At 42.9% G+C, this 23,394-nt stretch carries 22 protein-coding genes; 11 read left to right on the forward strand and 11 right to left on the reverse strand.

The genetic code is table 11. The features are described from left to right. Positions 1–66 precede the first annotated feature (66 nt). Complete coding sequence (locus tag C4S61_RS22535; RefSeq protein ID WP_317046038.1) at positions 67–1,746, forward strand: pseudouridine synthase; 1,680 nt, start codon at positions 67–69, stop codon at positions 1,744–1,746. Between the two features lie 66 nt (positions 1,747–1,812). Here the strand turns inward: C4S61_RS22535 and C4S61_RS02455 are convergent, their stop codons facing one another. The 3 genes from C4S61_RS02455 to C4S61_RS02470 all read right to left on the reverse strand — a co-directional run bounded on the left by C4S61_RS02455 (position 1,813) and on the right by C4S61_RS02470 (position 4,595). Next, positions 1,813–2,256: a DoxX family protein gene (locus C4S61_RS02455; RefSeq protein ID WP_103923218.1), complete on the reverse strand. Its 444-nt coding sequence runs from the start codon at positions 2,254–2,256 to the stop codon at positions 1,813–1,815. Between the two features lie 547 nt (positions 2,257–2,803). Beyond that, complete coding sequence (locus tag C4S61_RS02465; RefSeq protein WP_103923220.1) at positions 2,804–3,046, reverse strand: hypothetical protein; 243 nt, start codon at positions 3,044–3,046, stop codon at positions 2,804–2,806. Between the two features lie 202 nt (positions 3,047–3,248). After that, on the reverse strand, positions 3,249–4,595 hold the full coding sequence (locus C4S61_RS02470; RefSeq protein WP_103923221.1) for an MBL fold metallo-hydrolase: 1,347 nt from the start codon (positions 4,593–4,595) through the stop codon (positions 3,249–3,251). Positions 4,596–4,733: 138 nt separating this feature from the next. Here C4S61_RS02470 and C4S61_RS02475 point away from each other — a divergent pair, with 138 nt between their 5' ends. Further along, positions 4,734–5,240, forward strand: coding sequence for a C40 family peptidase (locus C4S61_RS02475; RefSeq protein WP_235009770.1), 507 nt, complete (start codon positions 4,734–4,736; stop codon positions 5,238–5,240). A 58-nt stretch (positions 5,241–5,298) separates the two neighbouring features. On the opposite strand, the gene C4S61_RS02480 is transcribed toward C4S61_RS02475, so the two are convergent. The 6 genes from C4S61_RS02480 to C4S61_RS02505 are packed head-to-tail and all read right to left on the reverse strand — an operon-like array spanning position 5,299 to position 12,032. Then, the gene (locus C4S61_RS02480) at positions 5,299–5,904 is read right to left on the reverse strand and encodes an HmuY family protein (RefSeq protein WP_103923222.1); all 606 of its coding nucleotides are present in this window, start codon (positions 5,902–5,904) and stop codon (positions 5,299–5,301) included. Positions 5,905–5,908: 4 nt separating this feature from the next. Continuing rightward, on the reverse strand, positions 5,909–8,215 hold the full coding sequence (locus C4S61_RS02485; protein ID WP_103923223.1) for a TonB-dependent receptor: 2,307 nt from the start codon (positions 8,213–8,215) through the stop codon (positions 5,909–5,911). Between the two features lie 43 nt (positions 8,216–8,258). Next, positions 8,259–9,308 (reverse strand): hemin-degrading factor, encoded by a 1,050-nt coding sequence (locus C4S61_RS02490; protein ID WP_103923224.1) that lies wholly within the window; start codon positions 9,306–9,308, stop codon positions 8,259–8,261. 1 nt (position 9,309) lies between these two features. Next, positions 9,310–10,083: a heme ABC transporter ATP-binding protein gene (locus C4S61_RS02495; protein ID WP_407640569.1), complete on the reverse strand. Its 774-nt coding sequence runs from the start codon at positions 10,081–10,083 to the stop codon at positions 9,310–9,312. A gap of 29 nt (positions 10,084–10,112) precedes the next feature. Beyond that, positions 10,113–11,159, reverse strand: a complete 1,047-nt coding sequence (locus tag C4S61_RS02500; RefSeq protein ID WP_235009772.1) for a FecCD family ABC transporter permease — start codon at positions 11,157–11,159, stop codon at positions 10,113–10,115. A gap of 21 nt (positions 11,160–11,180) precedes the next feature. After that, a complete protein-coding gene (locus C4S61_RS02505) occupies positions 11,181–12,032 on the reverse strand; it encodes a heme/hemin ABC transporter substrate-binding protein (RefSeq protein WP_103923227.1) in 852 nt (283 codons plus the stop codon). A gap of 411 nt (positions 12,033–12,443) precedes the next feature. On the opposite strand from C4S61_RS02505, the gene atpD reads away from it, so the two are divergent. Further along, positions 12,444–13,946 (forward strand): F0F1 ATP synthase subunit beta, encoded by a 1,503-nt coding sequence (gene atpD / locus C4S61_RS02510; protein ID WP_103923228.1) that lies wholly within the window; start codon positions 12,444–12,446, stop codon positions 13,944–13,946. A gap of 86 nt (positions 13,947–14,032) precedes the next feature. Next, the gene (gene atpC / locus C4S61_RS02515; RefSeq protein WP_103923229.1) at positions 14,033–14,278 is read left to right on the forward strand and encodes an ATP synthase F1 subunit epsilon; all 246 of its coding nucleotides are present in this window, start codon (positions 14,033–14,035) and stop codon (positions 14,276–14,278) included. A 108-nt stretch (positions 14,279–14,386) separates the two neighbouring features. On the opposite strand, the gene C4S61_RS02520 is transcribed toward atpC, so the two are convergent. Beyond that, positions 14,387–15,514, reverse strand: coding sequence for a hypothetical protein (locus tag C4S61_RS02520; RefSeq protein WP_103923230.1), 1,128 nt, complete (start codon positions 15,512–15,514; stop codon positions 14,387–14,389). Positions 15,515–16,012: 498 nt separating this feature from the next. Here C4S61_RS02520 and rpsU point away from each other — a divergent pair, with 498 nt between their 5' ends. The 3 genes from rpsU (at position 16,013) to hpf (ending at position 17,549) form a co-directional block, all read left to right on the forward strand. Beyond that, positions 16,013–16,207, forward strand: a complete 195-nt coding sequence (gene rpsU / locus C4S61_RS02530) for a 30S ribosomal protein S21 (RefSeq protein ID WP_103923445.1) — start codon at positions 16,013–16,015, stop codon at positions 16,205–16,207. A gap of 114 nt (positions 16,208–16,321) precedes the next feature. Further along, positions 16,322–17,206 (forward strand): tyrosine-type recombinase/integrase, encoded by an 885-nt coding sequence (locus C4S61_RS02535; protein ID WP_103923232.1) that lies wholly within the window; start codon positions 16,322–16,324, stop codon positions 17,204–17,206. Between the two features lie 37 nt (positions 17,207–17,243). Then, complete coding sequence (hpf, locus tag C4S61_RS02540; RefSeq protein ID WP_103923233.1) at positions 17,244–17,549, forward strand: ribosome hibernation-promoting factor, HPF/YfiA family; 306 nt, start codon at positions 17,244–17,246, stop codon at positions 17,547–17,549. Between the two features lie 43 nt (positions 17,550–17,592). Here the strand turns inward: hpf and C4S61_RS02545 are convergent, their stop codons facing one another. Further along, the gene (locus C4S61_RS02545; RefSeq protein WP_103923234.1) at positions 17,593–19,266 is read right to left on the reverse strand and encodes an ArnT family glycosyltransferase; all 1,674 of its coding nucleotides are present in this window, start codon (positions 19,264–19,266) and stop codon (positions 17,593–17,595) included. Between the two features lie 119 nt (positions 19,267–19,385). On the opposite strand from C4S61_RS02545, the gene C4S61_RS02550 reads away from it, so the two are divergent. From C4S61_RS02550 to pyrF, 4 genes are all read left to right on the forward strand, one after another. Then, the gene (locus tag C4S61_RS02550; protein WP_103923235.1) at positions 19,386–20,384 is read left to right on the forward strand and encodes a glycosyltransferase family 2 protein; all 999 of its coding nucleotides are present in this window, start codon (positions 19,386–19,388) and stop codon (positions 20,382–20,384) included. An 8-nt stretch (positions 20,385–20,392) separates the two neighbouring features. Continuing rightward, positions 20,393–21,277 (forward strand): lysylphosphatidylglycerol synthase transmembrane domain-containing protein, encoded by an 885-nt coding sequence (locus C4S61_RS02555; protein ID WP_103923236.1) that lies wholly within the window; start codon positions 20,393–20,395, stop codon positions 21,275–21,277. 71 nt (positions 21,278–21,348) lie between these two features. Further along, on the forward strand, positions 21,349–22,533 hold the full coding sequence (locus tag C4S61_RS02560; RefSeq protein WP_103923237.1) for an ATP-binding protein: 1,185 nt from the start codon (positions 21,349–21,351) through the stop codon (positions 22,531–22,533). 38 nt (positions 22,534–22,571) lie between these two features. Next, entirely contained in the window at positions 22,572–23,387 is an 816-nt protein-coding gene (gene pyrF / locus C4S61_RS02565) for an orotidine-5'-phosphate decarboxylase (protein ID WP_103923238.1), read from the forward strand. Positions 23,388–23,394 lie beyond the last annotated feature (7 nt).

Genomic DNA, 23,394 nt, shown 5'->3' on the forward strand with positions numbered 1-23,394 from the left:
ATCTTTGCACCCCGAATGGGCGTTTCAGCTTTGACACCCTATTCTTCACAACAAACTACAGCAGTGATGCTGCATACTATGAAAAAAAACAACTCAAGAAAGCCGTTTTTTAACGACGAGCGCAAAGATTCCGGTGCGCCAAGATCATCCGGAAAATCAGATTTTTCATCAAGCGGATCCCGCTTCGATAAAGGAGAGGGTGAATTTTCCTCAAAAGGGAAATTCTTCGGAAAGAAGGAAGACTCATACAGTAAGCCTTCCTATGGAAAAAGAGACGATTCCAAGCCATCTTACGGTAAAAGGGACGATTCTTTTAGCAAACCGTCATATGGAAAGCGGGATGATTCCAAGCCTTCCTATGGTAAAAAAGAGGATTCCTATGGAAAGAAATCCTTTGGTAAAAAGCCTGATTACAAATCGTCCTTTGGTGACAAGCCGAAAGGAAGATTTTTTAATTCTGAGGAAAAGAGCGGAGAAAAGTCAAGTTATGGAAAGTCGTATGGTGCGGGAGATTCCGAAAGGAAGTCATTTGGGGAAAAGCGATTTGACAAAGGCGAGGGATTCAAAAAGAAGTTTGAGAAAAAAGACGGAGCAGACTATCCCAAGAAATCTTTTGGCGATAAGCCAGGCAGATTCAAAAAAGAAGGTTTTACAGGAAAGAAATTCGAAAAACGTGACCAATCTGATTCTCCTAAGAAGACTTACGGTGATAAATTAGACCGCTTTCCAAAACGGGATTCGGACTCCAAGGATTTTGGAAACGAATCCAAACCAAGAACAGAAAAGCCTTTCTTCAAAAAGGATTTTTCTGAAGATCAGACTCCAAAAGAACATGGAGAGCGACTGGTCTACAAAGGAAGAGGACGTGACCAAAAGCCTGTTTTTGCACCGGAAAAACCCAAATTCAACGAGGAAAAACCAGCTGAGAAGCGAGGCTTTGGAAAAAACCGACCCAATCGTCAGGAACTGGATATCGAAAGACCGGATTACAATTTCGATGCCCTACCCGCCAGAAAGGTAAAAGGCAAGGAAGAAACCGATTCACTTCGGTTGAATAAATACATTTCAAACTCAGGCATCTGTGGACGAAGAGAAGCCGATGATCTGATTGCCAAAGGCTTGATTTCCGTCAATGGTCAGGTGATCACTGAGATGGGTTACAAAGTCAAGAAATCGGATCGGGTAATCTATCAAGGCAAGAAAATCAATCCCGAAAAGCCGGTTTACCTGTTGCTGAACAAACCCAAAGATTTCATCACTACGACAGATGATCCGATGGAGCGTAAGACTGTGATGAACTTAGTGGGGAATGCCTGTGAGGAGCGCATTTTTCCTGTGGGTAGACTGGATAGAAATACGACTGGGCTGCTACTGTTTACCAATGACGGTGAATTGACTGCCAAGCTATCACATCCTTCCAATGAAGTGAAAAAGATCTATCAGGTGACTTTGGACAAGCCTCTGACTCAAAATCATGAACTGGAAATCAGAGCGGGTTTGACACTCGAGGATGGTGATGTGACTGTAGATGATATGCAGGTCCTTTCCTTGGACCGGACGATTTTGGGACTGGAAATCCACATCGGCAGAAATAGAATCGTCAGAAGACTTTTTGCTCATTTGGGCTATGAAGTCACTGCGCTGGACCGGGTAATTTATGCCGGTTTGGATAAGAAAGATCTAAAGCGGGGTCACTACCGCTTCCTTACCGAGCAGGAAGTGATTCGGTTGAAGTTCTTCACTTAAGAAGATGAAAGGCTCCAATTTGGAGCCTTTTTTTATGATAATTTTTGTCAATCGATTAAGTGTACGCTATTCGTTGGGATGCATTTTCATCCAATGATCTATCGACCATTTTCCGGAACCGTAAATTAGGAATACGATCAAAAGAATCAATACGATCAGGGAGAGTTCAAACTCTAAATTATTCGAAACGGTAAAGAAACCCTGCTTTACATTGACCAGGAAAACTGCTACGAGAAGGATCGGGAGCTGGAAAAGGATTGCAATTCGGGTAACCAGACCCAGTGCAATCAAAATTCCACCTACCAAATGTGCAAAGGCTACGTAATGGGCGATTCCTAAATGAACAAACTGTAAGTCTGCGCGCTCCATCAATTGTAACAAGGCAGCTGTATTTGAGATAAACAGAATCCCTTTGTAAAGGATGGTGAGTCCGAGTGCGATGCGAATGATGTCAATCCAGTTGGGATGATGAGATTCCGCCCAATGTTCGATTTTAGTGATAGCGTTCATTTTATTTTGGGTTTTGGTTCCCCATAATTTAATAAAAAATGAAATAACATACTGAAAATGAGTTTAATAATAAGAGTCAGAAAGATTTGGAGACCAAGCCAAGAGGAGCTTAAACAAAGCCATTGAATGCTTGCAGTAATTCTCTTTTTGTAAATACCCAATCCTTCTCTCCGGAGTATTTACTCTTTTGAGAAGAATGTTCAGGGGAATCAAAGTTTCCCTTTTCAATTTAGAGATTTTTGAAAAATGAGGTTTGCTTCACTTAAGTTCTTGAATCAGAAAGAATTTTGACGACTCAGGAAGTAGATCTCGAAGAAAAAAAATGGTTGAATTAGTATCCCAAATCACTGTTCCCAATTTCTCAATTCAGCGATTTCTTTTTCGATTTCAGAGATTGGTATTTTTGGAAGGATGCCACTGTATTTTTCCCAATCAACGATTTGAAAGTAGGATTTTCGAGGGATCTCGATTAATTTTTTATTTACTATTCTTGAAGCTTTTTAAGGGCTTTTTTATCCAAGATGTTGATTGTTAGCTTTTCCCTAACTCAATTTACAATTTTAATCTGATCCAAGTAGAACTTCATCCGGCTATGATCCCGCTGTAGGTATTCGATTTGATCGATTTTGTCCAGTTTGTGATTGTAGAAGACTTCGACGTATTCATTATCAAGCAAATAGAGATTCACCTTATGTTGGTAATAGCGAATGCCCACCACAAAAGTACCCTCGATAAAGAGGGTTCTGATTTTTAGATGGATAGGTAAAACGCTAAATTCTTCTCGACTCATACCTGTTTTGTTACTCGACAAAGACCCCAATTTAGACAAATTGGTTCAGCTTATTGATCGTGAAATTGATAAAAAGCAAGTTCAAAACTTCATTAGGAGAATAAAGCCATTCCAAGATGGCGACTGATCACCTTACTCCGGTAAACAAAAAACCTCCGGTTTGGGCCGGAGGTTTGGGTGTGACAACTTTTCTATTTCCTGATTAGTGAGCAATCAGTTGAAACTCTTTGATTGCCTCGCTGAGGTCTAATACTTTGGTTTCTTTCAATTCCCTTGAAACAATACTTGATCCTGCGGCAGATCTATAACCGCCTGCACAATGCACTACTATTGGTTTTCCAGTAGGTATTTCTTTGGCTCTTTCCCTTAATTCCTGAAGCGGAATATTGATCGCTTCTTCGAAAATCGGTGCCGTGGCATGCTCATCTCTACTTCTGATATCAACGATGGTATAGTGCCCTTTATTTGCTTTGAATGCTTCCAAGTCAAATGAAATACCTTTTTCGGTCATTTCGGCCGGATTGACGACAGCACCTTTGATCAGTTGCTCATAACCGATTTTTGCAGCTTTGGCGATCAAAATCTCCAACTCTGTGGATGAGCCTGCTACCAAAAAGAATTTTTCTTCTGGTCCGACGATTGAGCCAAGCCAGGTTTCAAATTTGCCTCCGTTCATGATATGGATTGCTCCGGCAATGTGTCCAGCAGCGAAATCAACCTTGTTTCTGGTATCGATTACCAAAGCATCCGTAGGCAAAGTAGATCCCTCTGGCCAAATGCTCACTTGAGAAATGGATCGCTGATAGGCAGGAGCGCCTTTTTTGTTCATGTCCACATCATATCCAAAGTATTTTGGAATGTAGGGCTGACCTTGAAGTAAAGAATCAATGAAGGTTTTTTCGTCCAGATCATTGAAGGCCCAGTTGGTTGCTCGCTGTTCGCCGATCGTAGACTGACGTGCATCGCTGAGATTTTTGCCACAGAGTGAACCTGCGCCATGGGCGGGGAATACCAGGACATCATCGGCCAAGGGCTTCAGTTTATTCTGTACGGTGTGGTACATCATTTTTGCCAATTCCTCCCGCTGTGCGGTCAGGTTTCCGGCTTTTTCTCTCAGGTCAGGTCGTCCTAGATCACCGATGAAAAGTGTATCTCCAGAGAAAAGTGCATGGTCTTTTCCGTTTTCATCTTTTAGCAAAATGCTGATCGAATCAGGCGAATGGCCAGGAGTATGTAGGGCATGCAAGGTCACGTTTCCAAGGTGGAATGAATCTCCTTCATCAAACCCGACATGCGGGTATTCTGCTCCGACTAGTCTGGATACGTAGATTTTGGCATCCTCATTTTTGTGAAATTCCAGGTGCGAGCTTACAAAATCTGCATGGGGATGAGTTTCGATTACAGCTACGATTTTGGCATTAGTTGCTTGCGCAAAATCAGAATACTGCTGAGGATTCCGGCCCGGATCCACCAGAGCGACTTTGCCTTCACTCAGGATGGCATAGCTTGCATGGGCTAATCCTTCGTCATAGAACTGTTGAATATTCATAGTTATTAAGTATTGTTTCTGAATTTTGATACAAATGTAAAATGGAGGGGATCCTCAATTCTGTGACGATAATCACTTTAAAAAAACATCTTTAGCAATCCTTTAAAACTTTGGTAAAACCAGCTGTACCCCTTAAACTTGAAAGACCAAAAAAGTATTCCATTGCCTGTTCAGAAAGCTTTTTTAAAATTCCTTCCCATTTTTCTCTTTCTGGGAATTGTCTTTGCCCAGAGCTGTAAGTCTAAAAAGGCAGCAAAGGACAATCCGGCCTTTACCGTAATCGAAACTGCCAAAACTTATCGGGGGACTCCATACCGTTTTGGAGGAACTACTCGCGCAGGGATAGACTGTTCAGCCTTGGTTTTTCACTCATATTATGCAGTGGGGATCAATCTTCCCCGGATGTCTGCTGATCAAAGTAAGCTTGGGCAAAAGGTAAATCTGAATCAGGTACAGCCTGGAGACCTTTTGTTTTTTGCGACTAGCAAACGAAAAAATCAAGTCACTCACTCCGGAATAGTCACTGAGGTGAACAATGGAGATATCCGGTTTATTCACGCTTCCACCTCCCTTGGCGTGACTGAAGACTACCTGAGCAATCGCTATTGGTCCGGGGCTTTTCTTTTTGCGAAGCGAATCTTATAAAAAAAATGGAGCGCCGAAGCGCTCCTGTTTACCCAGCTTAAAAAATTATCCATATTGACTAAAATGTTGTAGTTCCGTTTGGCTGTAGGATATATCTGAACGTGTAGTGTGCACTTGGGGTGCTCATTGGATCAATCTCAGCAGCGGGAGGATTTCCCTTGTAGTAGCTCAGAATCTCAATTTTCGCATAATTACCATGGGTTGTTTTTACTAATAATACTCTGCCAGGAATCGGCGTGACTGTGAATGTGGCTGAATTATAATTATACCAGCCGTTGCCACTGCCGGTTGGGATAGCAAAGGATTCTCCTGAGTCTGTAGCAAATGTTGCAGAAGTAGGAACCTCAGCTATTTCATCAAATATTCCGGTGACTACAGCTGCAGTCACGTTTTTTGTAGCATTCACTCGGATAGTGGTTCCTTTGAAAGCTAGATCCCAATCTTCGGTTTCCTCAACAAGCGCATTTTCTTCCAGGCTGAAAAACTGAAATGGACGAACTTCTGTGACTTCTCCTGTATTGCGGTTGATGACATCATTTGGAGCTGCAAGGTCTTCTACCAATATTGCTTCAAGTGGTACGATAGGTTCGGGTGTATCCTCTGCGCAAGCGAAGATAGAAGCTGAAAGGAGTGTGATAAAACTGAGTTTTAGAGTAGTTTTCATTGTATTATTTGGTTTGAATAAAGTTTGCAAAAGGAATTTTTAGACCGGCAAATAGCACTCTGCCTGGATTTGTAGGTTGGAAAGTAGTTTGGGTGTTATTCAGATTTGTGCCCCCCACTTCAAGGAAAACCCCATTTTCGAGAGTTTTGGAAGCGGTGAGATTCAAGCTCATCCAGCCGGGAGCGTATTCGCTTTCATCGTCCAAAATGAGATTTCCATTGAGATCTGCGAAGCCAAATTTGCCTCGGAAGATGGCCCTCACTGCTAAGTCAATGCCTGTGCGGTTTTCTCTATAATTAACCTTGATATTTCCACTGTGTCTGCTGCGATTGAAAAGTCCTCCATAATCGCTTCTGACTACACGGCTTGTTCGGTTTTGATCATCCCGCTTGAAGATCTCTCCGGCATCTATTTGATCCAGCACCGTAGCATCCTGAGTATCCAGAAAGGCATAACCCAGACTCAATTGGAGGTTGCTGGTCGCTTGGAAGCTCAGGTCGGTTTCGATCCCTTGGGTGACCACCTGTGAGATATTGAAATAGGAAAAAGCATTCTGGCCGGTAACCAGCTGCGCAATGGGTGCTGTTTCTATGAGGTCATTGATGTGATTTCTATAGGCGTTGGCTACCCACATCAGTCTTGGATTAAGTTTCCATCTAAGACCAGTATTTAAGGCCCACGATGATTCCGCTTTAAGATCTCCCAGTGTCGCCGGATCCAAAAGGATTCTGGCTACCAGCCCTTCATTTTGAAGTTTTTCAATTCCTTCCTGTGCTAGTGTAGAGCCGAAGACATAATATCCTGCAGCAGCATTGTTGAAATTCAGCAAAAGCTGCCGGAAATCTGGCGCTTTAAAGCCTGCTCCAAGCGAGGCTTGCCAACTGAAATTCTCTGAAAATCGATATTGGCCCGAGATTTTTGGGCTTATTCTACTTGCATATTCACTGTGGCGGTCAGCACGAAAGCCTGAAATGATGTTGGTCTTGGTACCCGGATCCCACTGATGCTGTAGAAAAAGGTAACCGGCATCAAATCGGTTGTTTTCATCATATCGCGTGGCTTCGACCGTTTCGATTAGATGGCCCATTCCAAGGGTCAACAATTGGTTTTCCTTGATTTGATAATCAGTTTGAAACTCTGTTCGGTGGTAAAATTGATTGAAATCCTGAAAGTCAAAAGCCTGTCCATCGGATTCAAATCGGGTATCAGACACTGTCGAAAACCAAGAACTCATTCCCCGAAGTGTCATCAGGATTTTGGAGTTTGGCTTAAAGCGCAGAGTCGGATTGAAATGGAAATCTCTCCTTGAATTGTCTAAACTCAAAAGTTCACGTCCTGATGAACTTGCAGTTTCCAGGAAGCCGGATGAATTCTCTACATAAGCTCTCCCGAATAAACTCAGGTCCCAATTCTGATGAATTTCCCCATTAATTTTTAACTGTGCGGTATGTGCATCATAAGGATTTTGAGTTTGACCAACTGCCTCCGGAGTCAGATCATAACCGTCAGTTCTCATGTAATCATAGAAGAGTTTGGTGCTCCATTTTCCTTTGGAAAAGCCTAAATCCGCATAGGGATTCCAGGAATTGAAGGAGCGATGACGAAGTCCCAAATCCAGTCTGGTCTCTTCCTCCGTGGATTTAGTTATGATATTGACGACCCCAGCCATTGCTTCACTGCCATAGATGGCACTGGATGGACCTCTGAGTATTTCAATCCGCTCAATATTGGAAACCGAAATCCGATCCAGGTCAAACGTACCCGCAGTTCTTCCGATAAGCGGTTCACCATCCAAAAGGATCAAAATGTAATCCGAATCCAAACCCTGCATCTGGAGTCCTGCCCCATGATCGCCTTCGATTTGAAGACCGGTCTGTTCACGAAGGATTTCTGAGAGCCTGATTCCACCGGTTTCCTGAATAGCTTTTTCATTTAGTACAGTTACTGGAAGTGGGAGATCCTCGACCGTTCGATCAGTCCGGGTGGCTGCGACCACCACTTCCTGCAGTGATCCTGATTTTTCTTTGAGGATAAATACTTCCTTCGCCAACCAATCTTCCCGGGAAATCTGCAGCGACTCATACCCTAAGGCAAAGATCAGAATGGATTCTCCTTCGGGTAAATTCGCTGTGACTTTCCCTTCCTTATCAACCAATACCGGCGCAGCACCTCTTACCTGAATGGTAGCATTAGGAATAGGCTTGCCATCCTCATCTAGTATTTGCTTGGGGTTTTCCACCGCTGCCAAAACTGGATGGGAGAAGAAAAAGGAGAGTAAAATGGATAATTTAATTAGATTAATTCTAAACATTGGGTCAAAATTTTTGCGGGATAGGTCATCCCGGTAGAGAATTTTAATTGAGTCTATCCAATAAAGTTTTCCACTCAGGCTTTTGAGGTAAACCCGGCTTTCTCAGGCCAAAAAACTGGGCCACCATTTCTCCGCTTTTATCAAAAAGCTCCAAAGCCGAAACCAGTCCGTCTTCTGTATTTTTATGAACTACATAGGCAGAATCTACCACATTTTCATTCAGGTGCATGTTGAAATCCGGGTCGAGGACATTCAACCAATCGCCCAATTGACGGATCGTGCGCACTTTTCCCTGATGGATTTGGATGTTTCCTTTGTTACCTGCGAAAATCATGATCGGCAATTGGGTTTCGGCTGCTTTTTCTACCACAATCCGGGCGGAAAGTCGATCTACAGGATACGCCCATTTGTCATCGATCCATTTGACAGCATCCAGTCGATTCAGTTTGTATTTGCGCAGCATGCCAAAGAAGTCGTGGGTGTCTTTCATATTTTCCCAGTCAGACCTGAAGCCCTCAAAGTCCAGCTCTTCTCGTGTCGTGTACTCAGGAGTGGGAAAAGTTTCCAATTCCAATTCTGCACTTTGATCTGCTGCTGTATAAAGTTTCACAATCGCTTCATAAGCTTCATTATTGGAGTTGTCCTGAAGATAGACTTTCAGAATTGCTTCTCCTTCTTTGTCAAAATACTGAAGACTCTTCATGGTGCCTCTCGGAGTGGCTGTCGTCACCGCAAAACCAAACTTCCAACCTGCAAAAAATACGCGCTGCTCAATCGGACCAATGACAGTGGCGATCTTGTGTGGACCTGCCTGGTGCATTTCAATTTTTTGAAAGGGACCCTTATGCTCCAACACACAACCTTCACTTCTGGTCAAAGCCATCACTCGACCAAGTTTTGGGAATTCCAGCATTTGTTCTTCAAACTGATCACTCAGGCGGATCACGTTTTCGCCGATTCCTGTAGCCAGCAATTCGGCTTCACTGGTTCCAAGTTTGGCAGCAGCATCTCTGATTCTCAATGAAGGTTCAGTAAGCTTGAGCTTTTCCCAAGCTTGTTTTAGCGAAGTGACGGATTCTTGAATAGTGTCCATGTTAGGCTTGTTTTGATGTGGCTAAAGTTGAATAAGAATGCGCACCGGAAGCGACAATTAATCGTCCAGTTGCGGGATTTTGGATCAAGCGGATAGGATGGTCAAAAACATTTTCTAAAATTTTTTCATTTAAGACATCTTCTATAATTCCCATTTTGGTCATCGCTCCATTTTTGATCAAAGCAATTTTATCCGCGTATTGAGCAGCCAAATTGAGCTCATGCAGGATGATCAATATTCCAATATTCCTTGATTTCAAAGTCTGAAGGATGCTGAGTACCGCATGCTGCTGAGCAATATCAAGGCTAGAGGTAGGTTCGTCTAACAACAGATACCGTGGAAATGGCTTCGTCTCCCAGATTTGAACCAATACTCTGGACAGTTGAACCCGCTGTTTTTCACCCCCTGAAAGACTATTGAAAACTCGGCTTTTTAAATGAGAGGTGTTGGTAGCATCCAAAACTTCCGCTATGAGTTTGACCGGATCATTTGACTTTGTGCTGATCAAGCCCAATTCCACTACTTCCTGAACGGTAAAAGGGAAATTGACCTGAGAATGCTGCGGCATTACTGCCCGAATTGCGGCAAGTTCTTTTGGCTTTAGAGACTCGATGCTGTGACCATTGTAGCCGACGTTGCCATGTTTGCATTTGATTTCACCTGAGAGGATTTTGAAAAAAGTTGATTTTCCTGCTCCGTTGGGACCCAAGACGGCAAGAATTTCTCCCGGATTGATTTCCAGACTGATCTGTTCTACAATCGGTCTTTGTTTCACACAGAAATGTACCTTGGAAGCTTTCAACATCAGTTTTTGGATTTATTCAGGTTGAAAATAAGCCAGATAAAAAACGGTGCTCCGATCAATGCGGTGATCACTCCAATAGGCATCTCTGCAGGAATGACGACAATTCTGGAAATCAGGTCCGCAAAGTTTAATAGAATTGCACCTAGGAGAAATGAACCGGGAAGTACTAGTCGGTGATCAGACCCGAATAAAATCCGGATCAAATGAGGCACCACGAGACCGATGAATCCAATCATTCCGGCCATAGAAACCCCCGTACCTACGATCAAAGCACTGAAAAGCAGCAATTGGATTTTGACCCGCTGCACATTCACGCCCATGTGAAAAGCCTCCTGCTCACCAAGAGCCAACGCATTGAGCTGACGGGAATTCAATAGCAACAGTATGGATGGGACCGAAATGAGAATCATGCTGACCGGAATTTTGCTCCAATTGGCTCCTGCCAGATCTCCAAGACTCCAGAAAGTGAAATTGCGCAAGGCGGAATCATCCGCAAAGAACAATACCAAACCAATGAGCGCTCCTGTCAGGGCATTGATCGCAACCCCTGCCAGTATGAGGGTGGCGGCGTCATTTCTTCCTTGGGATTTTGACAGACTGTACACCGCCAGCACGTTAATCAAGCCTCCAACGAATGCAAAAAGCGGTAATCCAAGTGGTCTGATCCAAGCCAAAGAAGAAGCCACAGGTACCAACACGATAAAAATAACAGCAAAGAGGGCAGCACCACTGCTTACCCCAATCAATCCTGGTTCGACGAGGGGATTTCTGAACATGCCCTGAAGAGCAGCCCCGGCGATACCCAATCCACCTCCGACAACAACTGCCATAATAATACGGGGCAGCCGTATTTGAAGCAGTACGTTTGCCTGCTGCACTTCAAAAGTCCCAAGCTTTAACCCGATATAATCAAACAAAATAGCCAGAGTCTGTGGAAAAGGAATGCTATAGGCTCCCAAAGAAAGGGAGGTCAAGAGCACCACGATCAGCACAACCCCAAACCCGATAAGAGTTAGATTCTGACTTTGGACTTTTGTATGATTCAAATTTGAGATCATGTTATTACTTTACTTTCTGACTGATTTTGCAAGTTCCAATGCGGCTTTCCCTACGCGGGGACCAAATCCGGATAAGTACAATCCGTCCAATGCTACGATTTGGTCTTCTTTATAGGCAGTGGTTTGATCTATTCCCTGAATTTTTTTCACGCCATCTTTGCCTCCAAGGCTTTGGATACCGGATTCAAAAAAGACCAGGTAATCAGGATTCATGGATACCAGTGATTCAGGAGTCAGGGGGGCAAATTCATCAAATCCAGTTGCCGCCGTTTCGACTTTGGCCAGATTGAACATTTCGCTGGCAAAGGTTTTTTCTCCCGCAATAAATACAGTCTCAGGACCTCGAGCCATGATAAAGACAGCCTTGGGCATGGATTCCTGCGAAACTAAGTAGGTGTTCAATTCTTCCATATCCCGGTCGATAGAAGCGTTGATTTCCTGGCCTTTTACGGCGGAATCAAATAGCTCAGCCAAATCGGTAACAAGTTTTTTAGTGCCGTCCACGCTGAGTGGTTTTGAAAAAATGTGAATGTTCACTTGGGCTGCTTTGAGCTGCTCGACCACGTCGGGATTGAGATATCCTTCTTCAATCAAAACCAGATCAGGCGCTTGGGCAAGGATGCCTTCAGCTTTAATCTGATTTCTATAACCGATCGAAGGCAATTGTTGCATTGATGCCGGATAGGTGGAGGTAATATCTGTAGCGATGATTTGATCTCCAAAACCCAATTCATGCACGACCTCGGTAATTGTTCCTCCGGCAGTTATTATTTTTCGCGATTCTTCAACAGAATTTTGAGTTTCGGGTGATTTACAAGCCCAGAATGAGAGGAGGAGAAAAGCAAAAATCAGTCTAGCCATTATTAAGATCAATTATAAATAATAATGCAAAAGTATCTTTATTTGGATTCAATCCAAATAGAAGGAGCTAAAAAATTTTGTTATTTTTTTGGTTTACGTTATTGATCAGCTGTTGCTCCTCAATGAATTAACACCTCCTCAAACGGATGTTGAGCAGGGTGAAAAATATTTCTATTTTCTTAGTTTAATCTGTTTTGGAGTTGAAAGGTCAGTTTTGTGATTATTGGTTTGTAATTCCGGAATGAAATTAACCCTACAAAAAGACGAGTGAATTGGCAATTCCTCTCCAAAGAATTAATGAATCAGTTCATGCTCAGGATTAATTTTCCAAATATCCTTTGGGATTAGGCTTTTCTGCCTAATTTTGCGCTCGAATAAAAAAAGCGGATCCTTTTTACATTTCAAGCAAAAATGGCAAATTTTGGAAAGATAACTCAGGTAATCGGCCCCGTGGTGGACGTTTCCTTTGAAGGCGGTAAGCTGCCAAACATCCTTGACGCACTCGAAGTGACCAAAGAAGACGGTCAGGTAGTCGTAATGGAAGTACAGCAACACCTTGGCGAAGACAGAGTAAGAACCATCGCAATGGATGCCTCCGAAGGGATGGTACGTGGCATGGAAGTGCGGGATTTGGGTCAACCGATTTCCGTACCAACTGGCGAAGCCATCAAAGGAAGACTTTTTAATGTGGTAGGAGAGGCAATCGACGGCCTTCCTCAAGTCCCTGCCGGCAAAAGACTTCCAATCCACAGATCCGCGCCTCGATTTGAGGACCTTTCTACTTCTACCGAAGTACTTTATACCGGTATCAAAGTAATTGACTTGATCGAACCTTATGCAAAAGGGGGTAAAATCGGTCTTTTCGGTGGTGCCGGGGTAGGTAAGACGGTATTGATCCAGGAATTGATCAACAACATCGCAAAGGCTTATTCAGGGCTATCCGTATTTGCCGGTGTAGGTGAAAGAACCCGTGAGGGAAATGACCTGCTTCGGGAAATGATCGAGTCAGGCATCGTGACTTACGGAGAAGACTTTGTCCACTCTCTGGAAACTGAAGGTGGATGGGATCTTTCCAAAGTTGATTTGAAAGAGCTTGAAAACTCTAAAGCAACCTTCGTGTTTGGTCAGATGAATGAGCCTCCCGGAGCACGGGCACGAGTGGCTTTGACCGGTTTGACGCTTGCAGAGTATTACCGTGACGGTGATGGTACAGGTCAGGGAAAAGACATTCTGTTCTTTATTGACAATATCTTCCGATTCACACAGGCAGGTTCTGAAGTGTCTGCACTTTTGGGACGTATGCCATCGGCGGTAGGTTATCAGCCGACGTTGGCTACCGAAATGGGAGCCATGCAGGAGCGTATTACTTCTACCAAAAACGGTTCGATCACATCGGTACAGGCGGTTTACGTGCCCGCCGATGACTTGACTGACCCGGCTCCTGCAACGACTTTCGCTCACTTGGACGCTACTACTGTACTTTCCCGAAAGATTTCCGAATTGGGTATTTATCCTGCGGTGGATCCGTTGGATTCTACATCACGAATTCTTTCTCCAGACATCTTGGGTGATGAGCACTACGGATGTGCACAGCGAGTGAAAGAGATTCTTCAGCGTTACAAAGAATTGCAGGATATCATTGCGATCTTGGGTATGGAAGAACTTTCTGACGAGGATAAGCAAGTCGTACACCGTGCGAGACGTGTGCAGCGTTTCCTATCTCAGCCTTTCTTCGTTGCCGAGCAGTTTACTGGCTTGAAGGGGGTGTTGGTAGATATCAAAGACACCATCAAAGGCTTCAATATGATCATGGACGGCGAGTTGGATCACCTTCCGGAAGGAGCGTTCAACTTGGTAGGTAGCATCGATGATGCCATCGCTAAGGGTGAGAAAATGCTTGCCGAAGTAAGATAAATTAGTTAATGGTTATTAGGTATTGGTAGATACAAGTATTTAGAAACCAATAGCTCCTAATCTAATAACTCAATAACCAAACATCTATGAAGTTAGAAATCGTCACACCGGAGAAGAAAGTATTTCAGGGAGAAGTATCAGAGGCCAGTTTCCCTGGTGCTGATGGATCCTTTCAGGTGTTGAATAATCACGCACCGATCGTGTCGGCTTTGGCCAAAGGGGCTGTGTCTTTCACTACAGCGGAGGGAAAGCAGTCCTTCATCGTGGATGGGGGAGTAGTAGAGGTAAAAGACAACGTGATTGTGGTATTGGCTGAGAAAGTAATCGACTAAAGCTCCAATTCAAAATAAAAAAAGTCTAACTCGCAAGGGTTGGACTTTTTTGGTTTTAGCAGTAGAACTTTTCCAAAGTTTGTAAACTTTGGAAAAGTTTAGAATCTATCAATCCTCAATAGGCTTCAGTACCGCCCTTTTGATGTATTTTTCTTGGGTTATTTTCTGGCTACCCTCAAAAAAGATTAACTCTTCATTAATGATTCCGGCTAAATATCCCATTCGATTAATATTCACGGGATTTGAGGATTCAGACCAATCCTTATTATATTTATCAAAAATGAAGAGATGGCTTTTTGCTTCATATTTTTCTAAATTATCGTTATTCCTCATAATTGTCTGTATGATTAGATATTTCTCATTTTCTACTATTTTCTTAAAAAAGTGAGAGTTGGGAACTTGCCAGTGCTTCTGGAATTCTGAATTGAACTCTTTCTCAAGGCGAGCCGGGGAAAAATCAAAAAACCTGCTTTTTCTTGGTATACCTGAGTACTCAATCCCCTTGGATACCGATATGTCCTTAAACTCGAGGACATTTCCAGATACCGGAAACGCGATTTTAAGAGGATAGTCTGGGTTGTAACTTTGAGCGAATGTTTGATATGGTTTGATATGGAATTCTAGTTCTTTTAATTCTTTCGGATAATTTAAAAATTTGCTTTCCATTTTGCCATTCTTGTCAAATACCCCTACCAATTCATCTACCTCAGAATAAAATTCAAGTGCATTATGGTTAAGGAATGAAGGAAAGAGTTCTATATAGTAATAGTCTTTATCCACCCAAAAAAAGGAATCGACTGTTTTGACCATTTTATTTGGAGGAAGACTCAATTTTATTTTTTGTAGTAGTGATTTTTGAAAAACATCAAAAACGAAAATTGTGTTTTGTCTTGGGTCTAATATTTGTAAGATTGGAAATTTGAAACTATGAATACCAGCTGGGAATAGCGGGATATTCATGATATCTCTATCTGCGATTCTATGTTTTATTTCTCCGCTATCTAGCTCTATAAACCAAACACCAGGAGTTAAAAAACTGGAGATAGCCAAAAGACTATCTCCAATTAATTGAACATCAGAGCTTCCGTTAAAGAACTCGTTTTTCTCAATAACTTCCAAAGAATCTATCCACTCTATGTCAATTAACTTTGGATATTCATGGATCTCATTTCTTGGATTACAGGAAAACATTCCTATAATTAAAAAAGAAAAAATCAAATTTTCTTTAGGCCTCATATGTCAATAATTAATTGATTAGCATTGAACACTATCTCCATCCGGACATGAGATATAAAGGCAGTCACCGCATTCTTTAACTGTACAATCTCCACTTTCAATTTCGGGACCACATGGTCCACCTTGTGCTTTCACCGGCTGCACTACCGCAAAGCTACCCAAGACCATACCCAGTACGGCCAGGGTTAAATACATCGTTTTTTTCATTTCATTTTTTGTTTAGATAAAAGATTTATTAAAAAGCTAGCTTAGTTAAAGCTAGAAAATGAGAAGTTGAATGCCAAAAAATCACCTAAGAAATTTGCTGTAAATCTGATTATCGGTCAAATTCTATTGGGGGGGGGTTAAATATTTAGTTTGAGTGGTTTTAATCTCTATCCATTATTAATTCAATGACTCCTAGACCTCCCAACAGCACCTCACAATTTTTAAATTTTCGATTATTCCAATTTTTAAATTATTCTCCTACCTTTGCAGCCACGAAAGGGGGTGTATACTATGATCATTGTAAACGTAAAAGAGAACGAGTCCATCGAAAAAGCGCTGAAGCGTTTTAAAAAGAAGTTTGACAAAACCGGTGCGGTTCGCGAACTCAGAGCCCGTCAGGCTTTTATAAAGCCCTCTATCGTAAGAAGAGCACAAGTCATCAAAGCTGCTTACAAGCAACATCTTCGTGACGAAGAGATGAAGTAATCACATTTGATTCCAAATACAGACGCACTTGCTCACAAAGGTAAGTGCGTTTTTGTTTCTAATCTCTGACCAAAGTCACCGATATTTTTCAGTTTTTCTGCTACCTTTTGAGTGATGATTGACTCATTTATCAATTACCTCGAATACGAAAAACGCAGTAGTACTCACACGGTGACAGCCTATCGCACCGATCTGGAGCAGGTGCTGGAGTTTGTCAGAATTTCATTTGAACTACATGACCTGAGTCAATGTACTCATGCTGAGCTTCGTGCCTGGGTGATCGACTTGGTAGAGCAAGGGCTGACGACCACTTCTGTCAACCGGAAAATTGCCACATTGCGATCTTTTTTTAAGTTTTTACTTCGGTCGAGATTCATCGCCTCTGATCCTACCTATAAGTTAAAATCCCTTAAAAACGCCAAAAAACTACCCGAGTTTGTACAGGAATTGACCATTGAGGCCGTTTTAGATGAGAACGTGTATGAACCCACATTTGAGGGGCAGCGGGACCGCATGGTGATGGAGTTCCTTTATCTGACCGGCGTCCGTCTGTCGGAGCTCAACGGGTTGAGGTGGGCCGATCTAAATCTGATTGAGGACCAAGTGAAAGTTTTAGGGAAAAGAAAAAAAGAGCGAATAATTCCTATCACAAAAAAGCTAAAACAGAATATCATTTTGTACCAAAAAGTATTTGAGGAAAGGTTTTCAAAACTAGACGGGAATGCCTACTTTATTGTGAGTAATGGGGGAAAGCAAAGCTATTCTATGATGATTTACCGGATTGTGAGACATTATTTGGATCTTTTTGCGCAGAATTCGCGAAGAAGCCCGCATTTGCTCCGGCACACCTTTGCCACTCATCTACTCAACAAAGGTGCCGACCTCAATGCCGTGAAAGACCTTCTTGGGCATGCCAGCTTGGCGGCGACTCAAGTTTACACGCACAATTCCATGGAAAAACTGAAGGCTGTGTTTGAACAGGCACATCCTAAAGCGTAAATAAATCAATTGTTCAACCACTTAAATGCAAATCATTATGAAACTGCAGATGCACTCCATCCATTTTGACGCGGATCGCAAATTGATCGACTTTATCCAGAAAAAAGCGGACAAACTGGACACCTACTATGACCGAATCATCGATGGGGAGGTTTTTATGAGAATTGATAAAAACGAACGAAATGAGAATAAAATAGTCGAAATCAAACTGAATGTGCCCGGGAAACAGTTTTTTGCAAAGCATCAGGATGATTCCTTTGAAGCAGCTGCCGATGAAGCCATCGAAGGACTGAGACGACAAATCAAAAAATACAAAGAGAAAGTGGTGCTGGTTAAACAGTAAACCCTCTAATAATTAACCAAAACCCTCAGGAAACTGGGGGTTTTTATTTTGACTTTTCAGAAGACTTTTTTCGTTGCAAAAAGAAATACTTTTTACCGGTTGCATTCAACAAAGGATCAAATTCAGGTTTTCCGTATGATTTTAGGAGTTCAGGAATTTGCTTCGAGTCCCAATTAACCGAAGCCTGGCCCACCTCAAATTCTGAAATACTTAAGGAATCGAGAAATTTATCTTCGATAATAAGACGTTGATACTCGTTTACCCTTTCTTTCCAACTTGATTTAGGTAAATCAATAAGATGAAATTCCGGACCTAGGCTCATACGGATTTTGCTTCCTGCGTCGAGATTTCCTACAAAGGCAATCAGCATTTGGGAATCTATCCCTGATTTCTGGATAAAATCTCTGACCTGAGTACCCTGATGCGGAAGTGAGATATGGTAAGTGACGGTGGAAAGTAAAAAGAAAATTAACAAAAAAGCATAGGTGATCACTTTTGGTAGCTTTGCTTCTTTCTTGGTTAAAAGAATCAGATAGCCAAAAATCGGAAATGCCAAGCCAATCTGAATCCAAACAGACCAATGTGTTTCCCCTTTTACCCCAAGCCAAATTCCCGCTATCAAAACAACTCCAGAAAGAGACAGAAATAGGATTGAAGCTAGTTTTGAGCCGATTTTTCTCAACTCAAATTCTCCTCTAACCAAGATCCATCCCTGCAAAACAGCAAGTACCGGTGCGACAGGAAGTAAATAGCGTTCATAAAACTTACTCGTCATAGCGCCCATTGCCAGAATAGCCAAGCCCCAAAGAATCGCGAAGCCAAAAAAGGTAGCATTTTCTTTCCAACACTGGGAAATAACTATCCTAGAACTAGGAATAGCTAAAAGAACCCAGGGAATAAACATGGCAATCAGTAAAACATAGGCAAGAAGTCCGTTTTGAAAAATCAACAATAGCCTTGACGCAACGCGTATGCCGACTTGATCTTCCAGAAAGCTATCGAGGTAAGTTGGTCCGTGGATTTTCCACATGGCCACAAACCAAAAAAGCGCAATAAAAATGCTGACACTCAGAGCCGGGATATTTAATAGTGTTTTCCAAGAAACTCGTTTCCAAGGATTAAAAAGAAGATAAATAATTCCCAAAACGCCCAAAGCAGCCGCTGGAAGTCCTTTTACTTCGAAAGCTAAGGCTAAACCCAAATACATGATCCAAGTGTATTTTTTTGGCGCTTCATTACCATATCGAAGTAATCCTGCAAAACCAACCGCACTCAAAGTCATGGTCATCACCAACAGGACATCCGGAATGGATCTGCCTGAAGAGAGGATCAAAACAGGGTTTGCAGCCATAATCAAAGCTGAAATCCCGGCAATTTTGGAATTGCGAAACAGGACTTTGGCTAAAAGGAAAGTCAGTCCAACAGTTGCTGCCCCAGCCAGTAAAAAGAAAATCCTGGAGCCGAATTCATTGACTCCAAAAAGCTTGAATCCCGCTAAAACGGCCCAATAAGTCAAAATCGGTTTCTTAAATCGCAGCTCCCCGCTACCCAAATACGTGGTGAGGTAATCATTGTTTTGCAGCATTTTGATAGCTGCGTCCCGATAAAAAATCTCATCCGGATAGTGCATGTGAAAATTCAATGCAAATGGCCCTACCAGTACGGTAAAGGCGAGCATGAGGATCCAGGGATTGATTCGCAATTCTTGGGAAATCATGGCGCAAAGATAGGTTTATTGGGCTTTTTCATACCAAATTTCCTTTTGCGGCTAAAAGCTAATTCGGTGTTTTTTGCTGCAGGAAGGTTTATTCGGTATTTTTGACCAAATTTTACCTTATGAGCCAGCCACTTTTGTCCGTTGTCATTACCATTTACAACGAAGAAGAAAACATCAAGCCACTTTTGGACGCGACTTACGCAGCGCTTGCTGAGATAGATTACGAGGTCATTTTGATCGAAGATGGCTCCACGGATCGGACGGTGGCAGAAGTAAAAAAGTATGCGAATGAGCGGACGAAGCTGATTATTTTTAATCGCAATTTCGGCCAGACGACTGCATTGGCAGCCGGGATAGATATGGCAACCGGGGAGTACATCGCCACCATGGATGGAGATCTGCAAAATGATCCTACTGATCTTCCTTTCATGCTCAATAAAGCAATAGATGAGGAATGGGATGTCGTGGCTGGTCGCCGTGCCAAGCGGAAAGACGGTTTTGTCCTCCGAAAAATTCCCAGTAAAATCGCCAATTGGGTGATCCGCAATACGACCAAAGTATATCTCAATGACTACGGCTGTACGTTGCGAGTCTACAAAGCGGAGATTGCGCAAAACATGGGGCTTTACGGTGAATTACATCGATTTATCCCGGTTTTGGCTAAGCAGCAGGGTGCAAAAATGACGGAAGTAGATGTCAAGCATCATCCACGGATTCATGGTACGTCGAAATATGGACTAAGCCGGACTTTCAAGGTCATGGCCGATCTGATCTTGATGCTGTTCTTTCAAAAGTACTTTCAGCGGCCGATTCACCTGTTTGGTGGATTGGGCTTAATGGCTTTAGTTTTAGGTTTTTTGATCAATTTCTACTTGCTGGTAATCAAAATCATGGGAGAGGATATTTGGGGTCGACCGATCATGATTGTGGGCTTCATTTTGCTATTGGGAGGAATTCAATTGATCACCACGGGAATCATCGCGGAGATCATTGTCCGAACTTACTTTGAGTCTCAGAATAAAAAGACGTACTCGGTGAAGGCGATTTATCAAGGCGTAGTTGCTAGACCTGATTTAATTCCAGAAAGTGATCCGGTAAGAGTAAACGGTGAAGATTAATTAGTTAGGTGAAAGACGGATCTAAGGGATTTTCAAACCAGCTCAAAACTGCCCTGAAGCTGTTGCTGACAGGATTGGCTTTGTACTTGGTTTTTCGAAAAATCGATACCGGGCAACTTTGGCAGATTACCAAGACCATTCAGTGGATCTGGTTGATTCCGGCAGTTCTACTTTTTGTAGCAAGCAAAGTTTTCACAGCTTTTCGCCTTAACCTTTATTTTAAAAATATCGGATTACAGATATCCGAAAACCAAAACTGGCGACTCTACCTGATCGGGATGTTTTACAACCTCTTTCTTCCGGGAGGTATCGGTGGTGACGGCTACAAAGTTTACCTACTCAACAAACACTTTAAAACTCCTGTAAAAAAGTTGATTCAATCGGCCTTGTTGGATCGATTAGGAGGATTGGTGGCGATTGTTTTCCTGCTTTTTGGTTTGTTTTTGATTGTAGATATCCAATTGGATTTTCTGGAAAGTCAGCTTTGGAACGGACTGATGATTGCTGGATTGCTCTTGACCATTCCCGCTTTTTGGCTGGCACAAAAGTTCTTCTTTCTTGACTTTTTGCCCTCATTCTGGCCTGCCAATGGGTGGTCATTTGCCGGACAAATCGCACAGCTCATCTGTGCTTGGTTTATTTTAAAGTCCCTTGGGATTACCGAGAATATTCTTGCTTACCAATTGGTGTTTTTACTATCCTCTATTGTGGCAGTGCTTCCGCTGACGATTGGCGGTGTCGGTGCCCGTGAGTTGGTTTTTGTCTATGCGCATGCTTATGCAGGCATAGAGGAGACAGTTGCGGTTGCTTTCAGTTTACTGTTTTTTCTGATCTCTGCAGCTGTTTCTTTGGTTGGATCTTTTATTAAAGTTGATTTATCTAAAAAATCATAAAAACTTGTAATTCAACACTTTTATAAAAAATCATCCTTGCAAATTTAAAATCAAATTTTAAATTTGCAAGGATGATTAAGCGATTACTTTTCCATAAACTCGAAGAACTGATGCCGGATTTCCCGGCTATTGCTATCCTGGGATCCAGGCAGGTTGGGAAGACTACGCTTGCGCAAAGCCTGGCGGAGCATTTTGATCAAGAGTTCATTTACTTGGATCTGGAAAACCCATCGGACCGTTCTAAACTCGCTGAAGCGGAGCAATACTTTGACCTTCACGAAGGAAAGCTGATCATCTTGGACGAAATCCAACGGATGCCGGATATGTTTCCTGTCCTGCGGGGACTCATCGACCGAAGAAGGAAAAAGGGATTTCGAGCCTGTCAGTTTCTGATTTTGGGTTCTGCTTCGCTGGAGCTGATACGCCAATCTTCAGAATCACTGGCTGGTCGAATCGCCTATGAAGAGCTTCCTGGCTTCACCATTTTGGAAGTCGGAGATGAGGGAAAAAACATGGAAAAGCTGTGGCTTCGCGGTGGATTTCCGGATTCATTTCTAGCGAGTTCGGACCGGGCAAGTATGACTTGGCGGCAAAACTTCATCACGACTTATCTGGAAAGAGACATCCCTCAAATCGCACAGTTTGTGCCGACAAATCGGTTACGCAGGCTTTGGACAATGCTTGCTCATGAGCAGGGGCAAATGATCAACTTTTCCAAGTTTGGGGCAAGTCTGGATCTGAGTTCACCGACGGTCAAATCCTACGTGGAGCTGCTGGAAGATCTTTTGCTGATCCGATCCATCCGACCATGGATGAGTAATGTCGGGAAGCGATTGGTGAAAAGTCCGAAAGTCTATATCCGAGACTCGGGAATCGTCCATACACTTTTGCAGATCAGTTCAATGGATAATCTACTGGCGCATCCTGTAGCAGGACTTAGCTGGGAAGGCTTGGTGATTGAGCATATCCTGTCGGTTTTGCCCAAGAATGCAGATTATGGTTTTTACAGAACCTCTGCCGGAGCAGAGTTGGATTTGGTAGTTCAAATGGGCTCCCAACTTTGGGCCATCGAGATCAAGCGAACGCTTAGTCCCAAGCTGTCCAAGGGCTTTTCGATCGCTGCAGAAGATGTGGAAGCCACCCATCGATTCTTGGTTTATGCAGGAAAAGAAGAATTTCCGCTGTCGGAAAATGCCAATGCGATTGGGTTGATGGGAATTTTACAAAAGATTAGATTAATAGGGGGAAATGGTTAAATGCCATTTTCCCTACCTTTGCCTAAATTCAAAAAAACATGACCCGAGCCGAGCTTTTCTCCCAAATCCAGAAAAAATCATCCTTTTTATGCGTCGGTCTTGACCCGGATTTGGAGAAAATTCCCGCTCATTTGTTGTCTGAACCTGATCCGATTTTTTCTTTTTGCAAGCAAATCATTGAAGAAACTGCGGACTTTGCAGTGGCCTATAAGCCCAACATTGCCTTTTTCGAAGCCTTAGGAGCTAAAGGTTGGGAGACGCTGGCGAAAGTAACTGAGCTCATTCCCAAGGATATTTTCACCATTGCCGATGCCAAGCGGGGAGATATCGGAAATACTTCCAAACTCTACGCAAAGGCATTTTTTGAGTCCATGAATTTTGATTCGATCACTGTGGCACCTTACATGGGAAAGGATTCCGTAACGCCATTTTTGGAATTTGAGAACAAATGGGTGATCCTATTGGCTTTGACCTCAAATATTGGTTCGCTTGATTTCCAGTTAATCGAAGACCAAAATGGCAAACCGCTATATCAGTCTGTGCTGGAAAAAAGCCAAGAATGGGGAAGTCCCGAAAACCTGATGTATGTTGTCGGAGCAACTCGAGGAGAATTGATCGGAGAAGTGCGGAAACTTGCACCTGATCATTTCTTTTTGGTGCCGGGAGTCGGTGCCCAAGGCGGTAGCCTATCGGAAGTCGCGAAATATGGAATGAACTCGACCTGTGGACTTTTGGTCAATTCAAGTCGGGGAATAATCTATGCTTCTGGTGAGAAAGACTTTGGGAAAGCTGCGAGAAAAGAAGCGCAAATGCTGCAGGAAGAGATGAAGGTGCTGTTGGAGAAGTATCTTTGATCTACGA

The sequence above is a fragment of the Algoriphagus boritolerans DSM 17298 = JCM 18970 genome (assembly GCF_900108085.1).
Taxonomy (GTDB): Bacteria; Bacteroidota; Bacteroidia; order Cytophagales; family Cyclobacteriaceae; genus Algoriphagus; species Algoriphagus boritolerans.

What these genes read in the sequence shown, in the direction of transcription:
- C4S61_RS02545 (WP_103923234.1), bottom strand. Translation starts at nt 19,266, where the DNA reads ATGATTTCCCAAGAATTGCGAATCAATCCCTGGATCCTCATGCTCGCC.
- C4S61_RS02550 (WP_103923235.1), top strand. Translation starts at nt 19,386, where the DNA reads ATGAGCCAGCCACTTTTGTCCGTTGTCATTACCATTTACAACGAAGAA.
- C4S61_RS02470 (WP_103923221.1), bottom strand. Translation starts at nt 4,595, where the DNA reads ATGAATATTCAACAGTTCTATGACGAAGGATTAGCCCATGCAAGCTAT.
- C4S61_RS02560 (WP_103923237.1), top strand. Translation starts at nt 21,349, where the DNA reads ATGATTAAGCGATTACTTTTCCATAAACTCGAAGAACTGATGCCGGAT.
- C4S61_RS02480 (WP_103923222.1), bottom strand. Translation starts at nt 5,904, where the DNA reads ATGAAAACTACTCTAAAACTCAGTTTTATCACACTCCTTTCAGCTTCT.
- atpD (WP_103923228.1), top strand. Translation starts at nt 12,444, where the DNA reads ATGGCAAATTTTGGAAAGATAACTCAGGTAATCGGCCCCGTGGTGGAC.
- C4S61_RS02505 (WP_103923227.1), bottom strand. Translation starts at nt 12,032, where the DNA reads ATGGCTAGACTGATTTTTGCTTTTCTCCTCCTCTCATTCTGGGCTTGT.
- C4S61_RS02535 (WP_103923232.1), top strand. Translation starts at nt 16,322, where the DNA reads ATGATTGACTCATTTATCAATTACCTCGAATACGAAAAACGCAGTAGT.
- atpC (WP_103923229.1), top strand. Translation starts at nt 14,033, where the DNA reads ATGAAGTTAGAAATCGTCACACCGGAGAAGAAAGTATTTCAGGGAGAA.
- pyrF (WP_103923238.1), top strand. Translation starts at nt 22,572, where the DNA reads ATGACCCGAGCCGAGCTTTTCTCCCAAATCCAGAAAAAATCATCCTTT.
- C4S61_RS22535 (WP_317046038.1), top strand. Translation starts at nt 67, where the DNA reads ATGCTGCATACTATGAAAAAAAACAACTCAAGAAAGCCGTTTTTTAAC.
- C4S61_RS02455 (WP_103923218.1), bottom strand. Translation starts at nt 2,256, where the DNA reads ATGAACGCTATCACTAAAATCGAACATTGGGCGGAATCTCATCATCCC.
- C4S61_RS02485 (WP_103923223.1), bottom strand. Translation starts at nt 8,215, where the DNA reads ATGTTTAGAATTAATCTAATTAAATTATCCATTTTACTCTCCTTTTTC.
- rpsU (WP_103923445.1), top strand. Translation starts at nt 16,013, where the DNA reads ATGATCATTGTAAACGTAAAAGAGAACGAGTCCATCGAAAAAGCGCTG.
- hpf (WP_103923233.1), top strand. Translation starts at nt 17,244, where the DNA reads ATGAAACTGCAGATGCACTCCATCCATTTTGACGCGGATCGCAAATTG.
- C4S61_RS02465 (WP_103923220.1), bottom strand. Translation starts at nt 3,046, where the DNA reads ATGAGTCGAGAAGAATTTAGCGTTTTACCTATCCATCTAAAAATCAGA.
- C4S61_RS02520 (WP_103923230.1), bottom strand. Translation starts at nt 15,514, where the DNA reads ATGAGGCCTAAAGAAAATTTGATTTTTTCTTTTTTAATTATAGGAATG.
- C4S61_RS02490 (WP_103923224.1), bottom strand. Translation starts at nt 9,308, where the DNA reads ATGGACACTATTCAAGAATCCGTCACTTCGCTAAAACAAGCTTGGGAA.